The sequence below is a fragment of the Vibrio sp. genome, from assembly GCF_048266485.1.
In the GTDB taxonomy this organism is placed as follows: Bacteria; Pseudomonadota; Gammaproteobacteria; order Enterobacterales; family Vibrionaceae; genus Vibrio.
In genome coordinates, this window is record NZ_JBLWZK010000001.1 from 165,154 (window position 1) to 186,897 (window position 21,744).

General features: G+C 41.6%; 20 protein-coding genes. 11 read left to right on the top strand and 9 right to left on the bottom strand.

Features of this window, described 5'->3' with window-relative positions:
* The first annotated feature begins 61 nt into the window (after positions 1–61).
* Positions 62–862: an alpha/beta fold hydrolase gene (locus ACN0T8_RS00775; RefSeq protein WP_417878782.1), complete on the top strand. Its 801-nt coding sequence runs from the start codon at positions 62–64 to the stop codon at positions 860–862.
* 27 nt (positions 863–889) lie between these two features.
* Here ACN0T8_RS00775 and ACN0T8_RS00780 read toward each other — a convergent pair whose 3' ends face one another.
* The 7 genes from ACN0T8_RS00780 to elyC form a co-directional block, all read right to left on the bottom strand.
* A complete protein-coding gene (locus ACN0T8_RS00780; RefSeq protein ID WP_417878783.1) occupies positions 890–1,213 on the bottom strand; it encodes a DUF2007 domain-containing protein in 324 nt (107 codons plus the stop codon).
* Complete coding sequence (locus tag ACN0T8_RS00785; protein ID WP_417878784.1) at positions 1,210–1,851, bottom strand: CDP-alcohol phosphatidyltransferase family protein; 642 nt, start codon at positions 1,849–1,851, stop codon at positions 1,210–1,212. The genes ACN0T8_RS00780 and ACN0T8_RS00785 overlap by 4 nt, the downstream gene beginning before the upstream one ends.
* Complete coding sequence (locus ACN0T8_RS00790) at positions 1,844–2,521, bottom strand: ATP-binding cassette domain-containing protein (protein WP_417878785.1); 678 nt, start codon at positions 2,519–2,521, stop codon at positions 1,844–1,846. Before ACN0T8_RS00790 ends, ACN0T8_RS00785 begins: the two co-directional genes overlap by 8 nt.
* Positions 2,518–4,194: an ABC transporter permease gene (locus ACN0T8_RS00795; RefSeq protein ID WP_417879469.1), complete on the bottom strand. Its 1,677-nt coding sequence runs from the start codon at positions 4,192–4,194 to the stop codon at positions 2,518–2,520. The genes ACN0T8_RS00790 and ACN0T8_RS00795 overlap by 4 nt, the downstream gene beginning before the upstream one ends.
* Positions 4,195–4,234: 40 nt before the next feature.
* The gene (locus ACN0T8_RS00800) at positions 4,235–5,395 is read right to left on the bottom strand and encodes an ABC transporter substrate-binding protein (RefSeq protein WP_417878786.1); all 1,161 of its coding nucleotides are present in this window, start codon (positions 5,393–5,395) and stop codon (positions 4,235–4,237) included.
* A gap of 131 nt (positions 5,396–5,526) precedes the next feature.
* Positions 5,527–6,531, bottom strand: coding sequence for an HTH-type transcriptional repressor PurR (gene purR, locus ACN0T8_RS00805; protein WP_417878787.1), 1,005 nt, complete (start codon positions 6,529–6,531; stop codon positions 5,527–5,529).
* Between the two features lie 226 nt (positions 6,532–6,757).
* Positions 6,758–7,555, bottom strand: coding sequence for an envelope biogenesis factor ElyC (elyC, locus tag ACN0T8_RS00810; protein WP_417878788.1), 798 nt, complete (start codon positions 7,553–7,555; stop codon positions 6,758–6,760).
* Positions 7,556–7,667: 112 nt separating this feature from the next.
* Here elyC and cmoM point away from each other — a divergent pair, with 112 nt between their 5' ends.
* The 6 genes from cmoM (at position 7,668) to ACN0T8_RS00840 (ending at position 16,665) form a co-directional block, all read left to right on the top strand.
* Positions 7,668–8,459: a tRNA uridine 5-oxyacetic acid(34) methyltransferase CmoM gene (gene cmoM / locus ACN0T8_RS00815; RefSeq protein ID WP_417878789.1), complete on the top strand. Its 792-nt coding sequence runs from the start codon at positions 7,668–7,670 to the stop codon at positions 8,457–8,459.
* A gap of 32 nt (positions 8,460–8,491) precedes the next feature.
* Positions 8,492–9,874, top strand: a complete 1,383-nt coding sequence (gene mukF, locus ACN0T8_RS00820; protein ID WP_417878790.1) for a chromosome partition protein MukF — start codon at positions 8,492–8,494, stop codon at positions 9,872–9,874.
* 76 nt (positions 9,875–9,950) lie between these two features.
* Positions 9,951–10,685 (top strand): chromosome partition protein MukE, encoded by a 735-nt coding sequence (gene mukE / locus ACN0T8_RS00825; RefSeq protein ID WP_417879470.1) that lies wholly within the window; start codon positions 9,951–9,953, stop codon positions 10,683–10,685.
* Between the two features lie 14 nt (positions 10,686–10,699).
* The gene (gene mukB, locus ACN0T8_RS00830; protein ID WP_417879471.1) at positions 10,700–15,160 is read left to right on the top strand and encodes a chromosome partition protein MukB; all 4,461 of its coding nucleotides are present in this window, start codon (positions 10,700–10,702) and stop codon (positions 15,158–15,160) included.
* A gap of 404 nt (positions 15,161–15,564) precedes the next feature.
* Positions 15,565–15,846: a type II toxin-antitoxin system Phd/YefM family antitoxin gene (locus tag ACN0T8_RS00835; RefSeq protein WP_417878791.1), complete on the top strand. Its 282-nt coding sequence runs from the start codon at positions 15,565–15,567 to the stop codon at positions 15,844–15,846.
* A gap of 339 nt (positions 15,847–16,185) precedes the next feature.
* Positions 16,186–16,665, top strand: coding sequence for a hypothetical protein (locus tag ACN0T8_RS00840; protein WP_417878792.1), 480 nt, complete (start codon positions 16,186–16,188; stop codon positions 16,663–16,665).
* Positions 16,666–16,943: 278 nt separating this feature from the next.
* Here the strand turns inward: ACN0T8_RS00840 and ACN0T8_RS00845 are convergent, their stop codons facing one another.
* Both ACN0T8_RS00845 and ACN0T8_RS00850 read right to left on the bottom strand, forming a co-directional pair.
* Positions 16,944–17,195, bottom strand: coding sequence for a type II toxin-antitoxin system Phd/YefM family antitoxin (locus tag ACN0T8_RS00845; protein ID WP_417878793.1), 252 nt, complete (start codon positions 17,193–17,195; stop codon positions 16,944–16,946).
* Between the two features lie 544 nt (positions 17,196–17,739).
* A complete protein-coding gene (locus ACN0T8_RS00850) occupies positions 17,740–17,979 on the bottom strand; it encodes a TIGR02647 family protein (protein WP_417878794.1) in 240 nt (79 codons plus the stop codon).
* A gap of 293 nt (positions 17,980–18,272) precedes the next feature.
* On the opposite strand from ACN0T8_RS00850, the gene ACN0T8_RS00855 reads away from it, so the two are divergent.
* From ACN0T8_RS00855 to ACN0T8_RS00870, 4 genes are all read left to right on the top strand, one after another.
* On the top strand, positions 18,273–19,181 hold the full coding sequence (locus ACN0T8_RS00855; RefSeq protein WP_417878795.1) for a manganese-dependent inorganic pyrophosphatase: 909 nt from the start codon (positions 18,273–18,275) through the stop codon (positions 19,179–19,181).
* Positions 19,182–19,263: 82 nt separating this feature from the next.
* On the top strand, positions 19,264–19,653 hold the full coding sequence (locus tag ACN0T8_RS00860; protein WP_417878796.1) for a DUF2750 domain-containing protein: 390 nt from the start codon (positions 19,264–19,266) through the stop codon (positions 19,651–19,653).
* A gap of 172 nt (positions 19,654–19,825) precedes the next feature.
* A complete protein-coding gene (locus ACN0T8_RS00865; RefSeq protein WP_417878797.1) occupies positions 19,826–21,235 on the top strand; it encodes an SLC13 family permease in 1,410 nt (469 codons plus the stop codon).
* Positions 21,236–21,245: 10 nt separating this feature from the next.
* Positions 21,246–21,722 carry a response regulator gene (locus ACN0T8_RS00870; protein ID WP_417878798.1) on the top strand — a complete coding sequence of 159 codons (477 nt, stop codon included), beginning with the start codon at positions 21,246–21,248 and terminating at the stop codon, positions 21,720–21,722.
* Positions 21,723–21,744: the final 22 nt, after the last annotated feature.

Sequence of the window (21,744 nt, forward strand, 5' to 3'; positions counted from 1 at the left end):
AAGGGTTTGGTATGGTATAATCAACAGATAAATTTTAACCATAAGACGTAGTATTTTTATTATGACAAAAGAGCTTTTGTTTCATAAAACATATTTGCATCCAACTAGCCAAGAATGGGTTGTATTTATTCATGGTGCTGGCGGCAGCTCGTCTCTATGGTTCAAACAAATTAAAGACTACCGTCAGCATTACAATTTACTTCTGATTGATTTAAGAGGGCATGGGCGCTCAAATCAATTACTCAAGGATATCATTTCAAAGCAATACTCATTCCAAGATGTAACGATAGATATTCTGAACGTGTTAGAACATCTTAATATTAAAAAAGCACATTGTGTTGGCATGTCTTTAGGAACGATCTTAGTGAGAAACCTAGCTGAAATTGCGCCAGGGAAAGTCCAAAGTATGGTGCTTGGTGGGGCAGTGACGCGACTTGATGTCCGCTCACAACTTTTAGTTAAGCTCGGCTATTGGAGTAAAAATATTATTCCTTATATGTGGCTATATAAATTATTCGCTTACATTATTATGCCACAGCGCGGACAAAAAGAATCCCGTCATTTATTTATTCGAGAAGCTAAAAAGCTTTGCCAGAAAGAGTTTAAACGTTGGTTTAAGCTATCGGTTGATGTTAATCCTATGATGCGTTATTTCAGAGATCGTGAGTTACCAATCCCAACTCTTTATCTGATGGGAGAGATGGATTACATGTTTATCCGCCCAGTGAAAGAGATGGTAAAGCAGCATAAATTTAGCCACTTACTTGAGATTCCAGGTTGTGGGCATGTGTGTAATGTTGAAAAACCGGTAGAGTTTAATCAACACTCTTTAGCTTTTATTCAGCAAAACAGCCAATCTTAAACCGGTAAGTTTAACTAATCTCGGTGGTCATGCGTTCTGATCTTGTGATGGATTTGCTTGACCACAATTCCAACATACTGCAAATTGAGCTTCAATATTTTCTCCACATTGTTGACAATCCCAATTGGCTCTCAACTCTTCTTTTTCATAATCTTCTATTAGTTGCTTAGCGCTTTCCTCATCTTGCGCATCAAGTAGCCAAACATAGGGATCGGTGTCATTAGTTAGTGGAATTTCCCCCTTTAAGCTGAAAATCTCACCTGAATGCACCTTGGCCTCAATTTGATGGCTCTTGAGTAACTCGCAAACAATATGAGCTTCAACAGGGTTACCCGCACTGAATATTTTCATAAATTATCCTCTTTTTGCTGCTGAATCTCAGATGATTGAATAGTTCGATAACCCGCCAAAATTCTATTGAGTGTGGTAATAAAACATAATGCAACAAAGATGGCAGCAAGTATTGGGAAAAGATCAGGCCATAGACAAAAGGCAATAAAAAAGCCTATGGTCTCGCTCCCTTCTGCAATACCTGACATGTAATATAAAGATTTGTTTTGATAAACCGGATTGCTAATATTTCGTTTGCCCGCAATAGAAGCAAATGCTAAGAAGCTACTACCTGTGCCCACAAAGCTGACAATCAATAGTGCTCCCCAAAGTGCATTTTGTTCTGGATTAGCTAAGATAAAACCAAATGGGATCAGAGCGTAAAAAATAAAATCCAAACAAATATCAAGAAAACCACCGGCGTCAGAGGTTTGTGTCTGTCTCGCGATCGCACCATCAAGACCATCACCTATACGGTTCAATACGATGAATAATAAAGCAAGAAGGTAATGCTCACCCCATAATGCGGGAATAGAGAGTAGACCAATTAGAAAGCTTGCTAGCGTGATGTGATCAGCTTTTATATGGCGCTGAACGCATTGCTTTGCCAAGGTGTCTAATGGGCGTTTTATTAGTGGGATAACATACCTATCAAGCATTGGCATTCTCCTTGGTAAATTGCTCCCAATGTATAATTTTTCCGTTGAGAGGAGCATCGGTTTTATCATGTGTGACCATCAATGTTGGAACCTGAGCTGCAGCTAATTGTTTAAACACCCAATCTCTAAAGTTAACTCGCAGTTCGGGGTCCAATTTACTAAATGGCTCATCGAGTAAAACTGCCTTAGGTTGCGCGCTTAGCATCCTAATCAAGCTGACTCGGGCTCTTTGTCCACCTGAAATTTGATGTGGCATAGAATTGGCGATATCAGATAATCCAACCTTATTTAAGGTTGCTAGAGCTTCTAATTTTCTTTTTTTTGCTTTGATATTATTTGGCAGAGCAAATGCAATGTTTTCCCATATGTTCAAATGTGGAAACAGTAAGTCATCTTGAAATAGTATGCCGATTGAACGTTTATGAGGTTCACTAGTTTGAATCTCTTGTTTATCTAACATTACTCTACCTTCATAATAAAACTCTTGACTAAGGTGCCCTGCAATAACATTAAGTAATGTTGACTTACCACAACCACTTGGGCCCATTAAGGTGACTATCTCACTGGGGGCAATACTTAAATTGAGGTTGTTAAGTAGTGGTATTTTTTCCGACTCGGATGCTTTTGATGCCCGATAAAAAATAGATAGTTGTTCTAATGACAAACTCATAATGAAGGTGGCTCCTGCTTCTTATAGCGGCGCTGAAAAATACGGTTACCGATAAGCGCTAAGCTGAAAAAAATAAAGGGTAGTATTGCTTGCCATAATGCATAAAGTGCAATCACTCTGCGGTCATGTCCACTGGATAACGCAACGGCTTCAGTGGTCAAGGTAACTATTCTTCCTGAACCTAGCATTAACGTTGGTAAATATTGCGCTAAACTTACACTTATCCCCATCGCCCAAGCAAATAATATTCCACTGGCAAGGGTACGTAACTTTATTGTGAAGAAGACCTTTAGCGGTGAAACACCGAAGCTTACTGCGGTTTGAGATAGTCGACTAGGGTAGCTTTTCCATGGTCCATCTAAAGATAGATAAACATAAGGAAAAACAAAAAAGATATGTGCCCATATTACCCACAACCAATAATATTGTTGATTAATCCAAAGGCTGGTGATTTGTAAACCAAAAAGTAAAGAGAGTTGAGGGGCCAACATAGGCAAGGCAATCACATACATTGGAATATGGTAACGAAAATGATGGCGATATTCGTGAGCAATCAGGGCAAGCACTAGAGCTGTCCCAGAGCTGAATAGCGCCAGCCAAACACTGGTTAAAATGGTGTCTTGAATATAGGTCCATTCACTTAACCAAAATCGAATACTCCAAAATGTAGGCAGTAGGTTTGGGTATGGCCAGCGTAGTGCAAACGTCCAAATGATTATTACCGGAATGGTCAATAAACTAATGATGGCGATTAGGTGAAAGAAATAAGGTTTTATGGGTAAGGAAGCATTTCGGCCAGAGATTAACCAAGATCGAAATTTTCCTAGTACTAAATGTTCTGTTAGCCAAATGAGGCCAATTAAAACAGAACATAAAAAAAACATGAGAAAAGCGCCAGCTGCCGCTCTTGGGAGTTGAGATAAATCTGGATCGTTAAACCATTGCCATACTAATACCGCAAATGTCGGAGGGTTAATGGGACCTAAAATCAAACTAACATCAACCACCGAGCAGGAATAAGCCATGATAGCGAAAAGTGGAAAGCGCATGTGATGCAACCATTGAGGGAAAATCGCTTTCCACCATGATTGAGCCACAGAGTATCCCAAGCCTTGCGTGACTTGCAGTGTTTGTTCGACTTTTAAGTTGTTTAGTATCGCGACACTCATTAATAACAAAAAAGGCGTTTCTTTAATGGCCAGAGCAAGGGCTAAGCTAATACCAATATTATCTTGTAAAGAGTAAAGCCAAGTAAACCATGCATGGAGTTCACCATAAGTATTACTTACCATTAAGTTTAAAAGGCGGGCTAACCAACCAGTATCAGAGAATAAGAATAGAAAACCCACCGCAAAAGCGACATGAGGTAGCGCGAGGATTGGGGATAATATCTTCTCGATTCGCTGCCATGAACGACTCCCCCAATAGGCTTGTAAAATGGCAAAACTCATGATGGTGGCAATGACGGTGCTGACGACCGCGGTCATGATAGTTTGCAGGATCGAACGTTCAATTCCCGGCCAGTTGATGGCTGATATGAATCCATCCAAAGTGAATATATTCAGACCAAGCGGTGGAATAATACCAAAAGCAGGGATCACCATGCCTACCCCCCCCGGAAGAAGAGGGAAAAAGCAGATCAAAATCACCAGTAAATAACCGATGCTTAGCATACGTCTTTGCTTGCTTTGCATAAGTTTCCTTAATTCGTTGTTATCGGCTATATCGCTCAATCCAAGCCTGTTCTAGGGCGGTTTGCCAGCTAGGGTGAGGCTCTTCAATTGAGGGAGATAGTATGGTTTTATGAGCGCTACCTGTTAAGTATTTGGCTTGCAATACTGATGGATCGCCCCAGACATTGATATCCCCTTTACGTGATTGTGCTTGTGGGCTGAGTAGAAAGTTAATCACAACCAATGCGCCTTCTTTTGCATTGGCATTCCATGGGATAGCGAGAAAATGAATGTTAGACAGAGCACCATTTTTCCATGCGTAGCTCTGAGTGCTTGGCGCTAATTTGCCGCTTGCTTGGGCAGAAAAAACTTCATTCGGATTAAAAGTAATCGCAATATCGATTTGGTCATCATCAAGCAGTTGTAGCATCTCAGGTTGAGTGGTTGGAAATTGACGACCTTGTTGCCATAGATAAGGCTGAATCGCATCTAAGTAATTCCATAAAGGTTGAGTTATTTGAGTAAATGAATCTTCATCAACAGGCTTAGATAGCGCACTCTTTTCATCAGAGAGCTCTATAAGTAAGGCTTTTAAAAAGCTAGTGCCATGAAACTGAGGTGGCTTAGGGTAAGTGATACGTCCTGGATGTGCTTTAGCATAATCGAATAATTGTTTTGCTGATTGTGGTGGGGCCGGTAATTTTTTTTGATCATGAATATAGACTAATTGACCGACTCCCCAAGGTGCTTCCAATCCTTCTGTTGGTTCAGAAAAATCATGAGTAACCGGTAGGCTAGAATCGACTTTTTGCCAATTTGGTAAGCTTGAAGTGAAAGGGCCGTAGAGTAATTGACTATTCTTCATTGATTTGAAATTCTCACCATTAATCCAAACCATATCGACACTACCGCCAGAGTGTTTTCCGGCAGTTTTTTCAGCGAGTAAACGAGTAGTGGTTTCGGAAATGTCAGAAACTTTTACATGGTGAAGTGCTACGCCATACTTTTGCTTCACTTGCTTCGCAACCCAACGAAGATAGTTATTAATTTCTTGGCTGCCACCCCAAGCATTAAAGTACACATCTTGTCCTTTTGCTTGTTGCTCAACTTGTTGCCAATCCAACTGGCGAATAGAGCCATCTTTAGCAGAAGAAAGCAGTGGGAGGGTGAGAAAAGCGAAGCTAAGTAATAGACGTTTCATATATATCCTCATACAAAATGGATAGAGAAATTTAACTTAAAAATATAGACAGATGATAAGCCTAAAAAATTTCAAAAAAAAACCAACGACATCAGCGTTGGTTTTTATTAATTATTTGTTTAAGGTTACTACTATTTCAGAGATTTTACCGAAGAACGTTCAAGAATCTCAGGGAACATCTCAAATGTTTGTTTAGCGTGGTTTTTATCTTTAATACGCTCTAATAAAATCTCTACGGCATTTTTACCTAAACGACGTTTTGGTTGGTGAACTGTAGTCAAAGGTGGTGAAAAGTAAGGTGAGATATCAATATTATCGTAACCAATCACTGAGATATCTTCTGGTATTTTCATGCCTTTTTCTTGTAAACGACTCATTAAGCCAAGTGCCATAATATCGTTAAAGCAGAAAACTGCGGTTGGTTTTTTATCCATCGCAAGAATTTTATCTGCAGCAATTACTGCGGTATCACACTCAAAATTACCTTCAAGTAACCACTCTTCTGGAAGCGTTAAACCCTCTTCCGCTAATGCGCGCTTACAACCAGAGATACGTTCTTTACAGGCGACTTTCTCGAAATGACCACTGAGGCAAGCAATGTCTTTATGGCCCTGATCCATCAGGTAGCGAGTAGCTAAATAGCCACCTTCTTCAGAGTTATCGATGATTTTATCCGCTTGAGAGCTTTCTGGGCCCCAGTCCATAACAACTTTAGGAATATCAGGGTGACCGTCTAGCATTTCTTGTAGATCAGCATCTAAGTCTGAACACATCACTAAAAGACCATCAACACGTTTGCCGGCGAGCATGCGGATATAATCACGTTGTTTGTCAGCGCGACCACCTGTATTACATAGGATTAGCGTATAACCTTTGCGGTAACAATAACTTTCTACACCATCCACTACTTCGGCAAAAAATGGGTTAGTAGATTGTGTTACCAACATCCCAATAGTGCTGGTGGTATTGCATTTAAGACTACGGGCAACGGCACTTGGGGCATAATTCAGTTCTTTCACTGCGGCCATGACTTTTTCTTGAGTTGCTTCTGCAACAAAGCGAGTCTTATTGATGACATGTGACACTGTTGTGGTGGAAACACCTGCAATACGTGCGACATCTTTGATTGTAGCCATAGTGAATTTCCTTTATGCCGACACCTTCGCCGGATTTATTCTAATCTAAAAAGATAAAAGTCGCCTTCAATCAGCGACTTAATTTTATTCTGTATGTTATGCTTGAATATATGATCTACGATTTTAGTCTTAAATGCTATGCCTGACAATCAGATATGGCATTTTTATGACTAAACGGACATCGCACGTTAGCGACAACGTTATCGATTGCTCGAGTATTATCTCGTTACTCTAACGTTGTAGTGGTACCAGAGTTCTTTTGGTTAGTCAGTGTATCGCGCAGTGAAGACCACCAACGACCTAGTTGCTCATACCAATAACGTTCACTTTGTTCAAGATATTTCGCTTGTGGAGAATACTTATCCCATGGTTGCTTAATATCATCAAAAGCCAAGTAATTGGTTGGTGCAGGAATAGGTTCAAGCCCGGCTTTTTTAAACTCAACAATTGCACGTTTCATGTGACTAGCAGAGGTGATTAAAACCATACGTTTATCCGCAACGAAACCTGCTGCTTGATGTGCTTCATCCCAAGTATCTTGAGCGCTTTCTAATAAGATAATATCCGACTTCGCAACCCCTAATGACACGGCAACATTAGCCATCATTCGCGCATTGCTTACTGATGTGCCACCGTCATAACCTGACAAAATTAATTTTGCACCAGGGTAGAGGTTTAAAATACGGATACCTTCGGCAAGACGCATCAAACCATTACGAGACAATTCCGATGTTGCTGGAATGTCATTATCAACAATATGACCACTTCCCAATACCATGACATAGTCAACGGAGCCATCTACGGGTACAAAAGCTTTGTAAGCACGTTCGGTCGGTTTCAATAATGAAGTAGAAATGGGTTGGAATGAAAATAGAAAGATCCCCATTAAAGAAACAAAAGTGAATAAACACCCTAATCCACGTTTGTAAGTGAACATAATCAGAAATAAGCCAATAAAACCTATAATCAGCAAGGCTGGTAAAGGCATGATCAGAGCACCAATTAATTTTTTCAGTTCAAACATTTTAAATAGCCCAAAAATTCATCATTCAGCAGGTAAAACGGAGTAATTGCTTTATTCCTGTAATTGCTGTGACAGAATACACGTAAAATTCAGTTATCTTAAATGAAAAAAAATGGACAATGATCGAAATTTCGATGATATCGCGCATAAATTTGCTAAAAACATCTATGGTTCGGATAAAGGTGATATTCGTCAAGTGATCCTTTGGCAAGATATTGAGCAAGCATTAAGCCGTTTACAACAGCAAAAAAACGCTTTGTCTGTGCTCGATGCTGGAGGCGGATTAGCTCAAATGTCGCAAAAAATTGCTCAGCTTGGACACCAAGTGACTCTGTGTGATATTTCCAACGAAATGTTAACGTTAGCTCAGCAAGATATTGATAGTAATGGTTTATCTTCGCAGTTTCGTTTTGTTCATTCTGCTATTCAACACCTCGATGAGCACTTAACTGAGCAATCGGATTTGGTGTTATTTCATGCCGTTATGGAATGGTTAGAAAATCCGCAACAAGTATTAGCAAGCCTACTTGAAAAGGTGAAACCCGGCGGCATCATTTCAGTGATGTTTTATAATCATCACGGTTTAGTTTTGAAAAATGTAACTTGTGGTAATATTCCTCACATTTTACAGGGAATGCCACATCGCAAGCGCTTTAAATTGCAGCCTCAAAGTGGCTTATTGCCGGAAGAGGTCTATCAATGGATAGAATCAGCAGGCTTCGACATTTGTGGTAAATCAGGTATTCGATGCTTTAACGACTATATCGGAAACCAACAATACATGGGCGAGTATGGGCCAGAAGATGTGTTGGCATTAGAACAGCAGTTATGCCGCACAGAGCCTTATCTTTCTCTTGGGCGCTATATTCATGTGTGGGCACAAAAGCCTCATGCTGCCGAATAGTCCGAGAGTCATTAGTAAATACAGGAATGATAATGAGTGAAATAACTCAATCTCCACTTCAACCGTCGACAGGCGGACAGCCGCTTGAGGACAAAACGATAGGTGAACAGCCCATCGATGAATTGGTCAGCTGGGTGAAGCAACATGACTTTTCATTGAATCTTTCTTCTGAGCGATTAGCGTTTTTGATTGCGATTGCCGTATTAAGCCATGAGAAGTTTGATGAAGAGCTTGGCGAAGGGGAATTGCACGACGCATTTAAAATTGTCACTAACATGTTTGATGAAACAGGTGAAGCGTCGGCATTTCGCGCTAATAACGCAATCAATGAATTAGTCTCTCAAAGGTTGATGAGCCGCTTTGTCAGTGAATTAAATGACGGTGCGAGCATCTACCGTATGTCGCCACTTGGGGTTTCGATTACCGATTATTACGTTCGTCATCGTGAATTCTCAAAGCTTAAGTTATCCATTCAGTTATCTATGGTTGCCGATGAAATGTCGAAAGCTGTTGAAGCGGCCAATCAAGCTTCAGATATTGCGCAATGGCAAAAGCATGTTTATGGCGTACTCAAATATTCGGTAAGTGAAATTTTCGACCGTATCGATTTAAACCAGCGCGTTATGGATGATCAGCAAGTGGGAATTAAAAACCAAATTGCTGAATTACTAAACCAAGATTGGCGTGATGCGATCAGCAGTTGTGAAAGCCTACTGACTGAAACCTCTACTACCCTGAATGAATTGCAAGATACATTACAAGCGGCAGGGGATGAACTACAAACTCAACTGCTTGATATTCAGCAGCTTATCTATGACCAAGAAGGTTTAGATTTCATTGACGCCATTTTGTTCTCATTGCAAACCAAACTCGACCGTATTGTTAGTTGGGGTCAGCAAGCGATAGATTTGTGGATTGGTTACGATCGCCATGTACATAAATTTATCCGTACTGCTATCGATATGGATCAAAACCGTGCCTTTAGTCAGCGTTTGCGTCAGTCTGTGACTGATTACTTTGATATGCCATGGTATTTAACCTACGCCGATGCCGAGCGTCTACGTGATATGCGGGATGAAGCCATGTTACTACGTGATGATGAAGTGACAGGTGAGATTCCAGACGAAGTGGAATACGAAGAATTAACAACCGTTGATGATGAATTGAGTGAGCGCGTCGCCAACATGCTTCAACAACATAAAGAAACCGGTCAGCCGATTGATTTAGGCTCGGTACTACGAGATTACCTTGCGCAGCACTCTCACGCGCAACATTTTGATTTAGCCAGAATGGTGATCGACCAAGCGGTAAGAATGGGGTATTCCGAATCGGATTACCAAGCCATTCAGCCGGATTGGAAAGCGATTAACGATTTTGGAGCAAAGGTACAAGCGAATGTCATCGATCAATATTAATTACGAGGCGCACAGCGCCGATCTGTCTCAAAATACAAGCTATTCACAAGAGACCGACAACTCTCAAGATGCTTACATGCCAGAACAATTGGTAAAAGCATTAGCGAACCCATTATTCCCATCGCTTGATAGTCAATTGCGTGCGGGTCGCCATATCTCAAGTGATGATATGGATAACTACGCTTTTTTAAGTGATTTTGATGGTGAACTTGGCGCTTTCTATCAGCGTTATAATGCGGAACTGGTTCGTGCACCAGAAGGATTTTTTTACCTACGTCCACGTTCAACCTCATTTATTGGCCGCAGCGTGTTATCGGAACTCGATATGCTGGTGGGTAAAATCTTGTGCTTTTTGTATTTAAGCCCAGAGCGTCTCGCCCATGAAGGCATTTTCACCAATCAAGAACTATACGAAGAGCTACTCAATCTTTCCGATGAAAAGAAACTGATGCGTTTGGTGACTAACCGCGCAACCGGTTCGGATCTGGATAAAGAAAAGCTCTTTGAAAAAGTGCGGACTTCGCTACGTCGTCTACGTCGTATCGGTATGGTATTGCCAGTCGGTGATGATGAGAAATTTAGAATCAGTGAAGCCGTCTTCCGTTTTGGTGCTGATGTACGTGTCGGTGACGATGTTCGTGAAGCGCAACTACGCTTGATTCGTGATGGTGAAGCCGTGCTTGACTCAAAAGCTGTTGACCCCAATAAAGCAAATGATAGTCAAGATAAGCAAGATGCTTCTGACGAACAATTAGAAGACTTTGCCGAGCAAGAACAAGCAGAACAAGAACAGAAAGCAGGTGACCTATGATCACGAAAGAAAATATGATCGAAAGAGGTAAATATCAATCGCTAACCATGATCAACTGGAATGGCTTCTTTGCTCGTACTTTTGATATTGATGAGTTAGTGACCACGCTTTCTGGCGGTAACGGTGCGGGTAAGTCGACGACCATGGCGGCTTTCATCACGGCATTGATTCCAGACCAAAGCTTACTGCATTTCCGTAACACAACAGAAGCGGGGAGTTCACAAGCGTCTCGTGATAAAGGCCTATTCGGTAAACTGCAACCGGGCACTTGTTACTCGGTTCTTGATGTTGTTAACTCTCGTCATCAGCGTTTGTTGTTTACTGTAAAACTGCAACAAGTGGCGGGTCGTGATAAGAAAGTCGATATCAAACCGATTCTTATCCAAGGTCTACCAAGCAATGTAAAACCAACCGATGTCTTAATTGAAAGCCTAGAAAACGGCCAAGCTCGAGTTCGTACTTACAACGAGTTAAAAGACAAAGTGGCGGAATATGAAGGCGTGCAAATTAAAGCGTTTTCGTCCGTTGCCGATTACCATAGTGTAATGTTTGAAATGGGCGTATTGCCTAAGAAACTACGCAACACTGGCGACCGTTCTAAGTTCTATCGTTTAATCGAAGCGTCTTTGTATGGTGGTATCTCAAGTGCGATCACCCGTTCATTACGTGACTACCTATTGCCTCAAAATGGCGGAGTGAAGAAAGCCTTCCAAGATATGGAATCGGCGCTGCGTGAAAACCGCATGACGCTAGAAGCCATCAAAACCACTCAAGCCGACCGTGACTTGTTCAAACACTTAATTACTGAATCGACCAACTACGTGGCAGCAGACTACATGCGCCATGCCAATGACCGTCGTATTAAGCTAGATCAAGCGTTAGCACTGCGCAGCGAGTTGAATCAATCGAGTAGTACTCTAACTTCGCAAATGCAATTGATGACGCAAGTACAAGCAGAACTTGAGCAATTAGTCGATCAAGAATCGGGTTTAGAGCAAGACCATCAAGCCGCTGCTGACCATCTACAATTGGTGCAAACCGCGATTCGTCAGCAAGAAAAAATTGAACGCTACCAAGAGGATTTGGAAGAGCTAAGTGAACGCTTAGAAGAACAAATCATGGTAGTGGAAGAAGCGGCAGAGCAAGTTGCCATTGCTGAAGAACAAGCTGAAGTTTCTGAACAAGAAGTCGATAGCTTGAAATCGCAACTCGCCGATTACCAACAAGCATTGGATGTACAACAAACTCGCGCGTTGCAATATCAACAAGCGGTGCAAGCATTAGAAAAAGCGCAACAGCTGACAGGTAATGACAACCTAACCGTGGAGAATGCTCAGGCTCAATTGTCTGAATTGAAACAACGAGAAGCGGAAAGTACATCTACTTTGTTATCGTTAAAACATAAGCTCGATATGTCATCAGCGGCAGCAGAGCAGTTTGAGCAAGCACTTGAGTTAGTGAAAAGCATTGTTGGTGACGTGGCTCGTACTGAAGCTCTGTCACATGCTAAAGAGGCGGTACAGAGATCTCAACAAGCTCAGCAATGGTTACACAATGAATCACAATGGCGCGCACAACAGCGTGACCTAGAGCGTAGCTTAAACGAGCAGCGTCAAGCCTCTGAACTAGTTGAACAATACCAATCTCAATACCAGATTCGCCTTGATGATGAAATGGTATTAGAGCAAGAACGTGAGCGTCACTTAGAGCAACTTGATGTACTCGCCGGTGAACAAGAAGAACTGCGCGATTTACGTGGTGACTTACGTCGTTCTCAACAAGATTCTGAAGCGAAAATTCAAGTTCTGCAAAAGCAAGCACCAGCCTGGATTACAGCCAGTGAAGCACTAGAAAAACTACAATCACAAACCGACGCTGAGCTAACCGATGGCCACGCGGTGATGGCACAAATGCAACAAGTGCTTGAGCAAGATAAACAACAATCCATGGCGAAAGAGCGTTTGTCCGCTCGTCGTGATGAGTTAGATAGCGATATTGAGCGTCTAGCGTCACCATCTGGTTCAAATGATCCTCGTCTAAAAGGCTTAGCAGATAGTCTAGGCGGCGTGTTGTTATCCGAAATTTACGATGACATCACCATTGAAGATGCGCCATATTTCAGTGCGATGTACGGCCCATCTCGTCATGCGATTGTTGTATCTGACCTTGATGGAATTAAAGAAAAGCTGGTGGATTTAGAGGATTGCCCAGAAGATCTTTACATCATTGAAGGCGATGTGGATGCGTTTGATGACAGCACTTTCAACGCCGATGAACTAGATGGCGCGGTATGCGTTCAGTTAAACGACCGTCAGCTACGTTATTCTCGTCTGCCTTCGATTCCACTATTTGGCCGTGCCGCCCGTGAGCAACGTTTAGAGTTGTTACGTGCAGAGCGTGAACAAGTGGCAGAAGAGTATGCCAAAGCGGCGTTTGATTCACAGAAGCTGCAACGCCTATACCAAAGCTATAACGAGTTCGTTTCTAAACACATTCATATTGCGTTTAATGACGACCCAGAGCAGCAACTGGCGGAAGTGCGTGATGGTTTAAATCAAGTGGTTCGTCAATTGGCGTCACTGGATGAAAAAGACCAGCAGCAACGTAGCCAAATGCAAACGGCCAAGCAGGCGCTAGCTCAGTTAGATAAACTGGCTAACGTGATGCATCTCATTGAAGATGAAAGCCTAGCCGAGCGTTTAGAAGAAATTAACGACAAGCTTGAGCAACTATCTCAATACAAATCATTCGCTCAACAACATGGCAAAGCGGCCGAGAAACTATCGAACATGCTGTCTGCCCTAGAAGCGGATCCTGAGCAATTTGATGCGCTGCAAGCACAATATCAGCAAGCGGACCAAAACCTACAAACATTGAAAACTCAATTGTTTGCTTTGGCCGATTTGCATGAACGTCGTCATTACTTTGCTTACTCTGATTCAGTCTCTCTACTGGATCAAAGCAGTGAATTAAGCGAGCAACTAAAACGCAAACTTGAGCAAGCAGAGCAAGCGAAAGTACGTAGCCGTGAAGGCTTGAAACAAGCACAAGGCCAAATGAACCAATACAATCAATTATTGGCTTCTTTGAAATCGTCGCATCAAGCTAAATTGGAAACCGTACAAGAGTTCAAACAAGAGCTGCAAGACTATGGCGTAACGCCAGATATCGGCGCAGTAGAGCGTGCAGAAACACGTAAAAACGAATTGTATGAGCGTCTACATTTATCTCGTCAACGTAAGAGCGAATTTGAACGCACTCTTACCGCGACTGATATGGAAATGAAGACGCTAACCAAACGCGTTAAGAAAATCGAAAAAGAGTACAAAGACCTACGTAAGTTTGTGGTGAACGCCAAAGCAGGTTGGTGTTCGGTGCTACGTTTAGCGCGTTTAAATGATGTTGAGCGTCGCTTGCATCGCCGTGAATTAGCCTACCTTTCGGATAACGAACTGCGTTCAATGTCGGATAAATCTCTCGGTGCCTTGCGCTTAGCGGTTGCCAACAATGAAACCCTACGTGATGCGCTACGCGGCTCAGAAGATAATGCTCGCCCAGAAGGCAAAGTATTGTTCTACATCGCGGTTTACCAACATCTACGTGAGCGTATTCGCCAGGATATTATTCACACTAGTGATCCAGTTGAAGCGATTGAAGAGATGGAAGTGGAGCTGGCTCGTCTAACCGAAGAGCTAACGCAACGTGAAAACCGTCTGGCGATTAGCTCTGGTTCCGTGGCCAATATCATCAAGAAGACGATTCAACGTGAGCAAAACCGCATTCGTATGCTAAACCAAGGCTTGTCCAACATTGCCTTTGGTCAAGTACGCGGCGTGCGCTTAAATGTCGGTATTCGTGAAAGTCATGAAACGCTACTATCTGGTTTGGCTGAACAGCAAGACCAACATCAAGACTTGTTCGATAATCCACGTCTAACCTTCTCAGAAGCGATGGCAAAATTGTTCCAACGTGTAAACCCACATATCGATATGGGTCAACGTTCACCACAAATTCTTGGTGAAGAGTTACTGGACTACCGTAATTACTTAGAGCTGAGCATTGAAGTGAACCGTGGTTCAGAAGGTTGGCTGCAAGCTGAATCTGGCGCGCTATCAACCGGTGAAGCAATTGGTACCGGTCAGTCAATTTTGTTGATGGTTATCCAAAGTTGGGAAGAAGAATCACGCCGCCTGCGCAGTAAAGATATTGTGCCGTGTCGTCTACTCTTCTTAGATGAAGCCGCACGTTTGGATACCAAGTCCATCAATACCTTATTTGAGCTATGTGACCGTCTAGACATGCAATTATTAATTGCCGCACCGGAAAACATCAGCCCAGAAAAAGGCACCACTTACAAACTGGTACGTAAAGTGTTTAAAGATCACGAACACGTACATGTTGTTGGTTTACGTGGTTTTGGCAATGGTCCAAAAGATAAAACCGACCAAGCACAAGAGCTTGAAACGGTAGAGTAGGGGAAAGCCTTACTTTGAAATTAAAACGCCTCACTTCTTTGGAGTGAGGCGTTTTTTTGTTTCGTTTTAAAATTTCCGAGTGTAAGTTATTCAGACAGTTGAATCTCAATACACTTTAGGAAATTCTTTACCATCACATACTTCACTCGTGGCACGGAATGAAAGATTTCGTCATCCTTGAGGAGCCTAAGCGACATCGAGGATCTACTTATCACGCGCTGTAAATCATCTGTAGAAACGATTCAATGCGCTTTAAGTAGATCCTGAATTACGTTCGTGCCTCACTATTCAGGATGACGGATTATCTCACCTATTAAGTGGCTATAAGACAATATCAAGTTCTTGCTAATAACGTTTAGGTGAACTATTGTTTGTACGTTATTTTGTACTAATTGGAGTTCAGTATGAGCCGTATTCATTTCGATCAAGATATTCAACCGCTATCTGAGTTTCGTGCTGGTGCTGCATCTTACATAAAACAAATCAATGAGACTCGTCGCCCATTGGTCATTACACAACGTGGTAAAGGTGTCGCCGTTGTTCTCGATGTTGCAGAGTATGAAGCAATGCAAGAAAAAATCGAACTACTTGAAGAAATGCGTACCGCAGAAGCTCAATTGGCTTCAGGACTAGGTGTTTCAAATGAAGATGCGCGTTCACAAGTATTAGGGCGCATTAAGAAATGAAAGTAGTTTGGTCACCATTAGCACTTCAAAATTACCCGTCATTCTGAACCGTGAGGCACAAGAGTGATTCAGAATCTCCTACCACATGTTGATCATTTAAAGTTCACGCAATTCTGTTTATAAAACCTGCAATTATTGATGAGTTTTACTGATGAGATAAACGAATTATGTCCGTATTTCATGCTGGTTAATTATGAGACAAGTCTGATTTTACCTATTAATTTAGATGTTTAGCTTGTTAATCAAAAAAATGAATGGAATGATTGTTGAAAGAACTATGCGAATTTTTAGTTTATTAAATTGTTATGTTTATAATCGACTCTCAAATATGGAGAAAAAATGAGGAATCTGTTTTTATTTGGAGCGTTGTTTCTGTCAGTAAATGCTAGTGCAGAAACCGTACCCGCACAGCAAGCAAAAGCCAATGGATTTACTACCTGTCAAAATACGGTGGAAGGTATCTCAAAGTTTGTAGTCAATGAAAATAACCATGCTTCTTTAGCGACATGGAATAAGAGCGGTTCAGACAATCGTCTTTTCAATGCGTTAATTTCAGTCAAATATTCCGACGGTCATTCCGCTGCGGTAGTAAATGTTTCACATGGCAAAACAGGAAAATGTGACGGTTCTTATACAACAGTTTTTTACATAGATAAATCATGTAGCGCTGCACGAGAAACGATCTTCAAGGACTGGAAATACACAGGAGAATTAGCTGGTTTGGTAGTTCTGGAAAACCAAACGGGAACAGTCAACAAAATGCTGTTACCTGGTGGTAACGGTTGTGTAGCTATTACTACTGAGGTTGGCTACCAATAAATATAAAAAGTGCTGCTAGGGACAAAGCTTGGGAACTATTTGAGTCTTAACATCGTGCTCCTGTTATTATTAACTTATGTTTCGATGAACTATTGCTATTAAAAAATAAAGAAAGATTTAAATCAAGGCTTCCTCTAAGCTCTAAAGCTTCATAAAATTGGTGCCACTACCTTATCAATGGGGGGCAGACTCTGGGTATTTATACTATCCTATATTCAGCATTTATGCGTCGAGCCCCATACCCAAATAACACATACTGTAGTCGAAAAAGTTAGTTATCACTTGATAAGTTTTCTTTCCGTCCCATTACCAGCCTCAAGTTCAACAATGGATTCTAAAAGATTTCGAGCATTAGCAGGGGAGCTTAATAAGTATGCCGTTTCCTGCATGGCGTTGTAATCTTCTAAAGACATCATCACAACAGGAGCTTCACTTTTACGAGTGATTATAATTGGAGCATGATTATTACAAACATTCTCCATTGTCTTTGCTAAATTAGCTTGAGCTGCTGTGTGGCTAATTACATCCATATTTATATCCCCAAGTGTTCATGTGCGTGAATTAGTATAATTGTGGTTTGATATCAGATAGCAAGCAATAATAACGACTTTGTTAAGTTCATTGCTGTGCAAAAAATTGATACAGAGTGCAAGGCATAAGACTCACGCTGCAACCCTTCCCAACCTTCCCTGGCTGTAATTTCAACTACCAAGCTTACCATTACTGGTAAAGGGAAGGAGCTTTTTAGCTAATGTGGTTAGGTAAGCAATCAACTCACGATATTTGAAGACTCTGCTCTTTTCCTTATGTGCTGGAGTTATTTAGTAAATAAACCAATTTTACTATCGATGTCATCCCGCACATGAGCCTAAGCGAAGAAGATGCGGGATCTCCTACAGCGCGTTGTTATTCAAATTATGGTAAGAGGTAGGAGATCCTGAACTGCGTTCGTGCCTCACTTTTCAGGATGACAGGTTGATATTGTTTTGCTTAAACACAAAAAACAGAGCCTCTGAAATGAGAGACTCTGCCATTGGAAAAGTTTTGATTAAAGCGTTTAGGAAAGCCTAATCTTTACGCCTTAGAAGACAGCACATTCAGTACTTTTAGTGCGTGCTCGGCAAGTTCAATCCCTTCGCTGGTTAGGTAACCACCGTCTGGTAGGGTGCATAGGTTTTTATCAAACAAACTCTTTGCCGCTTGTTGCAGCTCTGGTGCCGCGTCGTTATGTACTTTAATGCCAGTTTGTAGGCTAGTTGGATCGAATTGAAGTAGTAGGTTGAGTTCAATAATATGGTCTGCAATAAATTTCATCGTGATTCCTTACCTTTAAAATAATCTTAGAAACACAATAGGTTGCATTTGTCAGATCTGACAAGCAATAAACTGCAGTTTTGATGCCTTGTTCACTATTACTATCGATCACTGCTGATAAACAGAGCAAAAAGCGATTAATTTTTTAAATATACATTTGTCATGAATTTTTGGTTACTAAATTGTCTGTTGAGCAATGACAAATTTTGAAAATCAGGTAAAGTAGCGGGCAAAATATTTCTGCTGAATAGCTGGAAGAATCCTGAGTATAAATAGTCGTAATAGGAAAATACATGATCCAAGTCGTTGGTCACAAAAACCCAGATAGTGATAGCATTTGTAGTGCATTGGTTGCCACTGAGCTTTTAAAAGCCCGTGGTCTTGAAGCGAAACCCGTTCGTCAAGGCGAATTAAACCGTGAAACTCGATACATTCTTGAGCAAGCGGGCCTTGAGCAACCTGAAATGTGTACTGGCGTTGCAGGTGAAAAAGTTTGGTTAGTGGATTACACAGATGTTTCACAAGCACCAGATGACATTGCTGAAGCAGAAATCGTTGGTATCGTCGATCACCACCGTCTAGGCGATGTGATGACAGTAAACCCACTAGAAGCTTGGATCTGGCCTGTTGGCTGTACTTGTACGATTTTGTTCAATTTATTCAAAATGGAAGAAACAAAAATTGAGAAGCCTTATGCGATTCTTATGATGTCAGCAATTTTATCTGACACAGTAGGCTTTGCTTCTCCAACTTGTACGCCAAAAGATGAAGCGGCAGTAAAAGAGCTTGCTGAAATCGCGGGTATCGACAACCTAGACGAATTCATCAAGAATTTGTTAATTGCTAAAACCGACATCGAAGGTCTAAGCGCAGCAGAGCTAGTTGAGAAAGACTTAAAAGCATACCCATTCAATGGTCGTGACGTGGTAGTAGGCCAAGTAGAGCTTGCGACAATGGAACAAGTTGACGGCATGATTGATGACTTGAACGCCGACCTTGAGCGTCGTTGTCAAGAAGACGGCCTAGCATTTGCCGCGCTTATGTTGACTGACATCACGACTAGCACGACTGAGCTACTATTCAAAGGGGAATGGTCTGCTAAGCTTGAGAAACACGTTAAAGACGGTTCTCTAACCATGGAAAACACGTTAAGCCGTAAGAAGCAAGGTTGGCCTTGGTTGCAAACAGAGCTCGCTAAATAATCTATTTACTAGTGATGTTCGATGAAGATTAATTAAGAAGGCGGGTGGATAACTCGTCTTTTTTATTTAATAAGGGAAAAATATGACAAAAGTACTGAGTGATGAGCGCGTTCAAGAGATTTTAAGTTTTGATAGCGAAAAGCGTTTTACTTACTGCATTAAAGAAGTGGTTGCTAACCGTCAAATCTGGATTTTGGTGGATGAAGATGGCTGCGTGATGTTAAATACCGAAGATGAAGATTGCGTACCAGTCTGGCCAAATGAAGAATTTGCTCAAGCGTGGGCGAATGATGATTGGGAAAATTGTAAGCCAGAAGCCATTTCACTCAATAAGTGGCACAGCCGTTGGACTACTGGTTTAGAAGATGATGAATTATCGGTAGTCGTTTTTCCAAATGCAGAGCAAGAGGGCGTGATTGTCTTCCCTGATGAGTTTGATTTTGAGTTGAAGAAACAAGCTCAGAAACGTTAAAAGTTCGTTGCAAAAATTGTTTATCGAAAGGGTGGCGTATGCCGCCTTTTTTTGTATCTGGTCACAGATTGAATAACGTAAAGCTAATAACGTAAAAATCATTGATCTAGTTCTATATTAAGATCAAGTAGCCGATCGATGATGGGTAGACCTTACCAATAGAGTAAAGACTATGCGTTTGAATCTTCGTTATTTATTACCAATTATGATCCCTTTGATCACCTTATTGCTACCTCTTTCTGCATTTCCATTTGAAGGCATGACTATTATTCAGCAACGCGTTGCGGCGATATTTTTATTTGCAGCACTAAGTTGGATATTAGAACCGATTCCAATCTACGCGACGTCGGTTGCGATTATCTGTTTTGAATTATTGTTGATTTCCGATAAAGCCATTGTGTGGTTTACCAATCAGCAAGCGGTGGATAATTACGGCGTGATATTGAATCACACCGATATTATGGCGACCTTTGCTAACCCCATTATTATGCTGTTTCTCGGCGGTTTCTTTCTGGCTATTGCAGCAACCAAATATCGTCTAGACATTAACCTTGCCAGAGTTTTACTTAAGCCTTTTGGTGAACAGCCTCGCTTTATGATTTTAGGCTTAATGTTGATTACCGCAATGTTCTCGATGTTTATGTCCAATACCGCGACTACAGCAATGATGCTGTCTATTCTGGCGCCAGTAATGGTGCTATTGAAACCGGATGATCCGAGTCGTACTGCCTTTGCCTTGTGTATTCCACTTGCGGCGAATATTGGTGGGATAGGGACGCCAATAGGTACACCACCGAATGCGATTGCATTGAAGTATTTACAATCGACGACCACGATTTCTTTTGGTGAATGGATGGCGTTTGCGGTGCCGTTTGTGGTTGTGTTAATGGCGATTGCATGGACACTGATTTTGGGATTATTCCCAGCGAAGCAACGCAGTATTACACTGGATATCAAAGGTAAGTTCCTCAAAACACCTCAAGCCATTATCGTGTATGTCACCTTTATTTTGACGATTGTGCTATGGCTGATGGGCAGTAGTCACGGCATGAACTCCTACACGGTTGCTATGATCCCCGTTACGGTGTTTTTAGTCACTGGGATTATCACCAAAGAAGACTTAAAGAAGATTTCATGGGATGTGTTGTGGCTAGTTTCTGGCGGTATCGCCCTAGGTCTTGCTCTCGATAAAAGTGGCTTAGCCGCGTTGGTGGTATACAGTATTCCGTTTGGTGAATTCTCGCCTTATGTGGTGCTAGGTGGCGCAGCATTGTTGAGCTTATTGATGGCGAACTTTATGTCGAATACCGCTACCGCCAACTTGTTAATGCCAATTATGGCGGCGTTAGGTGCCACGATGGCGAGTTTAGATGTGCTCGGTGGTCAAGCTATGCTGATATTAGTGGTGACTTTTGCCGCTTCGCTCGGCATGGCGTTACCCATTAGTACGCCACCCAATGCGTTGGCTCATGCAACAGGACACATTAAAACTCAGCACATGGCTAAAATTGGAGTGCTTATTGGCTTGGTAGGGGTTGCGTTGAGTTTTGTATTAGTCGCGGCTTTAAATTTAATTTATTAGTGAGATGAAAATGGACAAATTTACAATTATTTGTGTCGATGATCAGCCAGAGATGTTATTTCAATTAGCCCATGACTTAGCTGAGTTTTCTGATTGGGTGAAAATCAAAATTTGCTCTGATGCCCAAAGTGCGCAAGAGAGTTTAGAAAAATTAGATCAAGATGGTCGTTATGCTTGCGTGGTGTTATCGGATCAAAATATGCCAGGGCAGAATGGTGTCGATTGGCTGCAAAGTCTTGCTAAAGACCGACGTTTTCGTCATACCAAGAAAATGATGTTCTCTCAGAGTCCTACGCAACAAGTGTTTATTGATGCGATTAATCTTGCGCAAGTGGATAGGTTCTTTATCAAACCTTGGGATCAAAAAGAGTTAGTCCATGAAGTGCGAGTCTTACTTACTGAATATGTATTTGATAAAGGAATTGATTACGAGCCTTTGCAACAACACTTAGATCAAGAAACGGTGTTGAAACATCTACGTGGATGATATACCCATGTACTTGAAGCTA

Bases quoted from the DNA above. Each gene is read 5' to 3' on its own strand.
- mukB (WP_417879471.1), top strand. From the start codon at position 10,700: ATGATCGAAAGAGGTAAATATCAATCGCTAACCATGATCAACTGGAAT.
- ACN0T8_RS00835 (WP_417878791.1), top strand. From the start codon at position 15,565: ATGAGCCGTATTCATTTCGATCAAGATATTCAACCGCTATCTGAGTTT.
- ACN0T8_RS00845 (WP_417878793.1), bottom strand. From the start codon at position 17,195: ATGGATGTAATTAGCCACACAGCAGCTCAAGCTAATTTAGCAAAGACA.
- mukF (WP_417878790.1), top strand. From the start codon at position 8,492: ATGAGTGAAATAACTCAATCTCCACTTCAACCGTCGACAGGCGGACAG.
- cmoM (WP_417878789.1), top strand. From the start codon at position 7,668: ATGGACAATGATCGAAATTTCGATGATATCGCGCATAAATTTGCTAAA.
- ACN0T8_RS00860 (WP_417878796.1), top strand. From the start codon at position 19,264: ATGACAAAAGTACTGAGTGATGAGCGCGTTCAAGAGATTTTAAGTTTT.
- ACN0T8_RS00865 (WP_417878797.1), top strand. From the start codon at position 19,826: ATGCGTTTGAATCTTCGTTATTTATTACCAATTATGATCCCTTTGATC.
- ACN0T8_RS00785 (WP_417878784.1), bottom strand. From the start codon at position 1,851: ATGCTTGATAGGTATGTTATCCCACTAATAAAACGCCCATTAGACACC.
- ACN0T8_RS00855 (WP_417878795.1), top strand. From the start codon at position 18,273: ATGATCCAAGTCGTTGGTCACAAAAACCCAGATAGTGATAGCATTTGT.
- purR (WP_417878787.1), bottom strand. From the start codon at position 6,531: ATGGCTACAATCAAAGATGTCGCACGTATTGCAGGTGTTTCCACCACA.
- ACN0T8_RS00775 (WP_417878782.1), top strand. From the start codon at position 62: ATGACAAAAGAGCTTTTGTTTCATAAAACATATTTGCATCCAACTAGC.
- ACN0T8_RS00850 (WP_417878794.1), bottom strand. From the start codon at position 17,979: ATGAAATTTATTGCAGACCATATTATTGAACTCAACCTACTACTTCAA.
- ACN0T8_RS00790 (WP_417878785.1), bottom strand. From the start codon at position 2,521: ATGAGTTTGTCATTAGAACAACTATCTATTTTTTATCGGGCATCAAAA.
- ACN0T8_RS00870 (WP_417878798.1), top strand. From the start codon at position 21,246: ATGGACAAATTTACAATTATTTGTGTCGATGATCAGCCAGAGATGTTA.
- ACN0T8_RS00800 (WP_417878786.1), bottom strand. From the start codon at position 5,395: ATGAAACGTCTATTACTTAGCTTCGCTTTTCTCACCCTCCCACTGCTT.
- elyC (WP_417878788.1), bottom strand. From the start codon at position 7,555: ATGTTTGAACTGAAAAAATTAATTGGTGCTCTGATCATGCCTTTACCA.
- ACN0T8_RS00840 (WP_417878792.1), top strand. From the start codon at position 16,186: ATGAGGAATCTGTTTTTATTTGGAGCGTTGTTTCTGTCAGTAAATGCT.
- mukE (WP_417879470.1), top strand. From the start codon at position 9,951: ATGCCAGAACAATTGGTAAAAGCATTAGCGAACCCATTATTCCCATCG.
- ACN0T8_RS00795 (WP_417879469.1), bottom strand. From the start codon at position 4,194: ATGCTAAGCATCGGTTATTTACTGGTGATTTTGATCTGCTTTTTCCCT.
- ACN0T8_RS00780 (WP_417878783.1), bottom strand. From the start codon at position 1,213: ATGAAAATATTCAGTGCGGGTAACCCTGTTGAAGCTCATATTGTTTGC.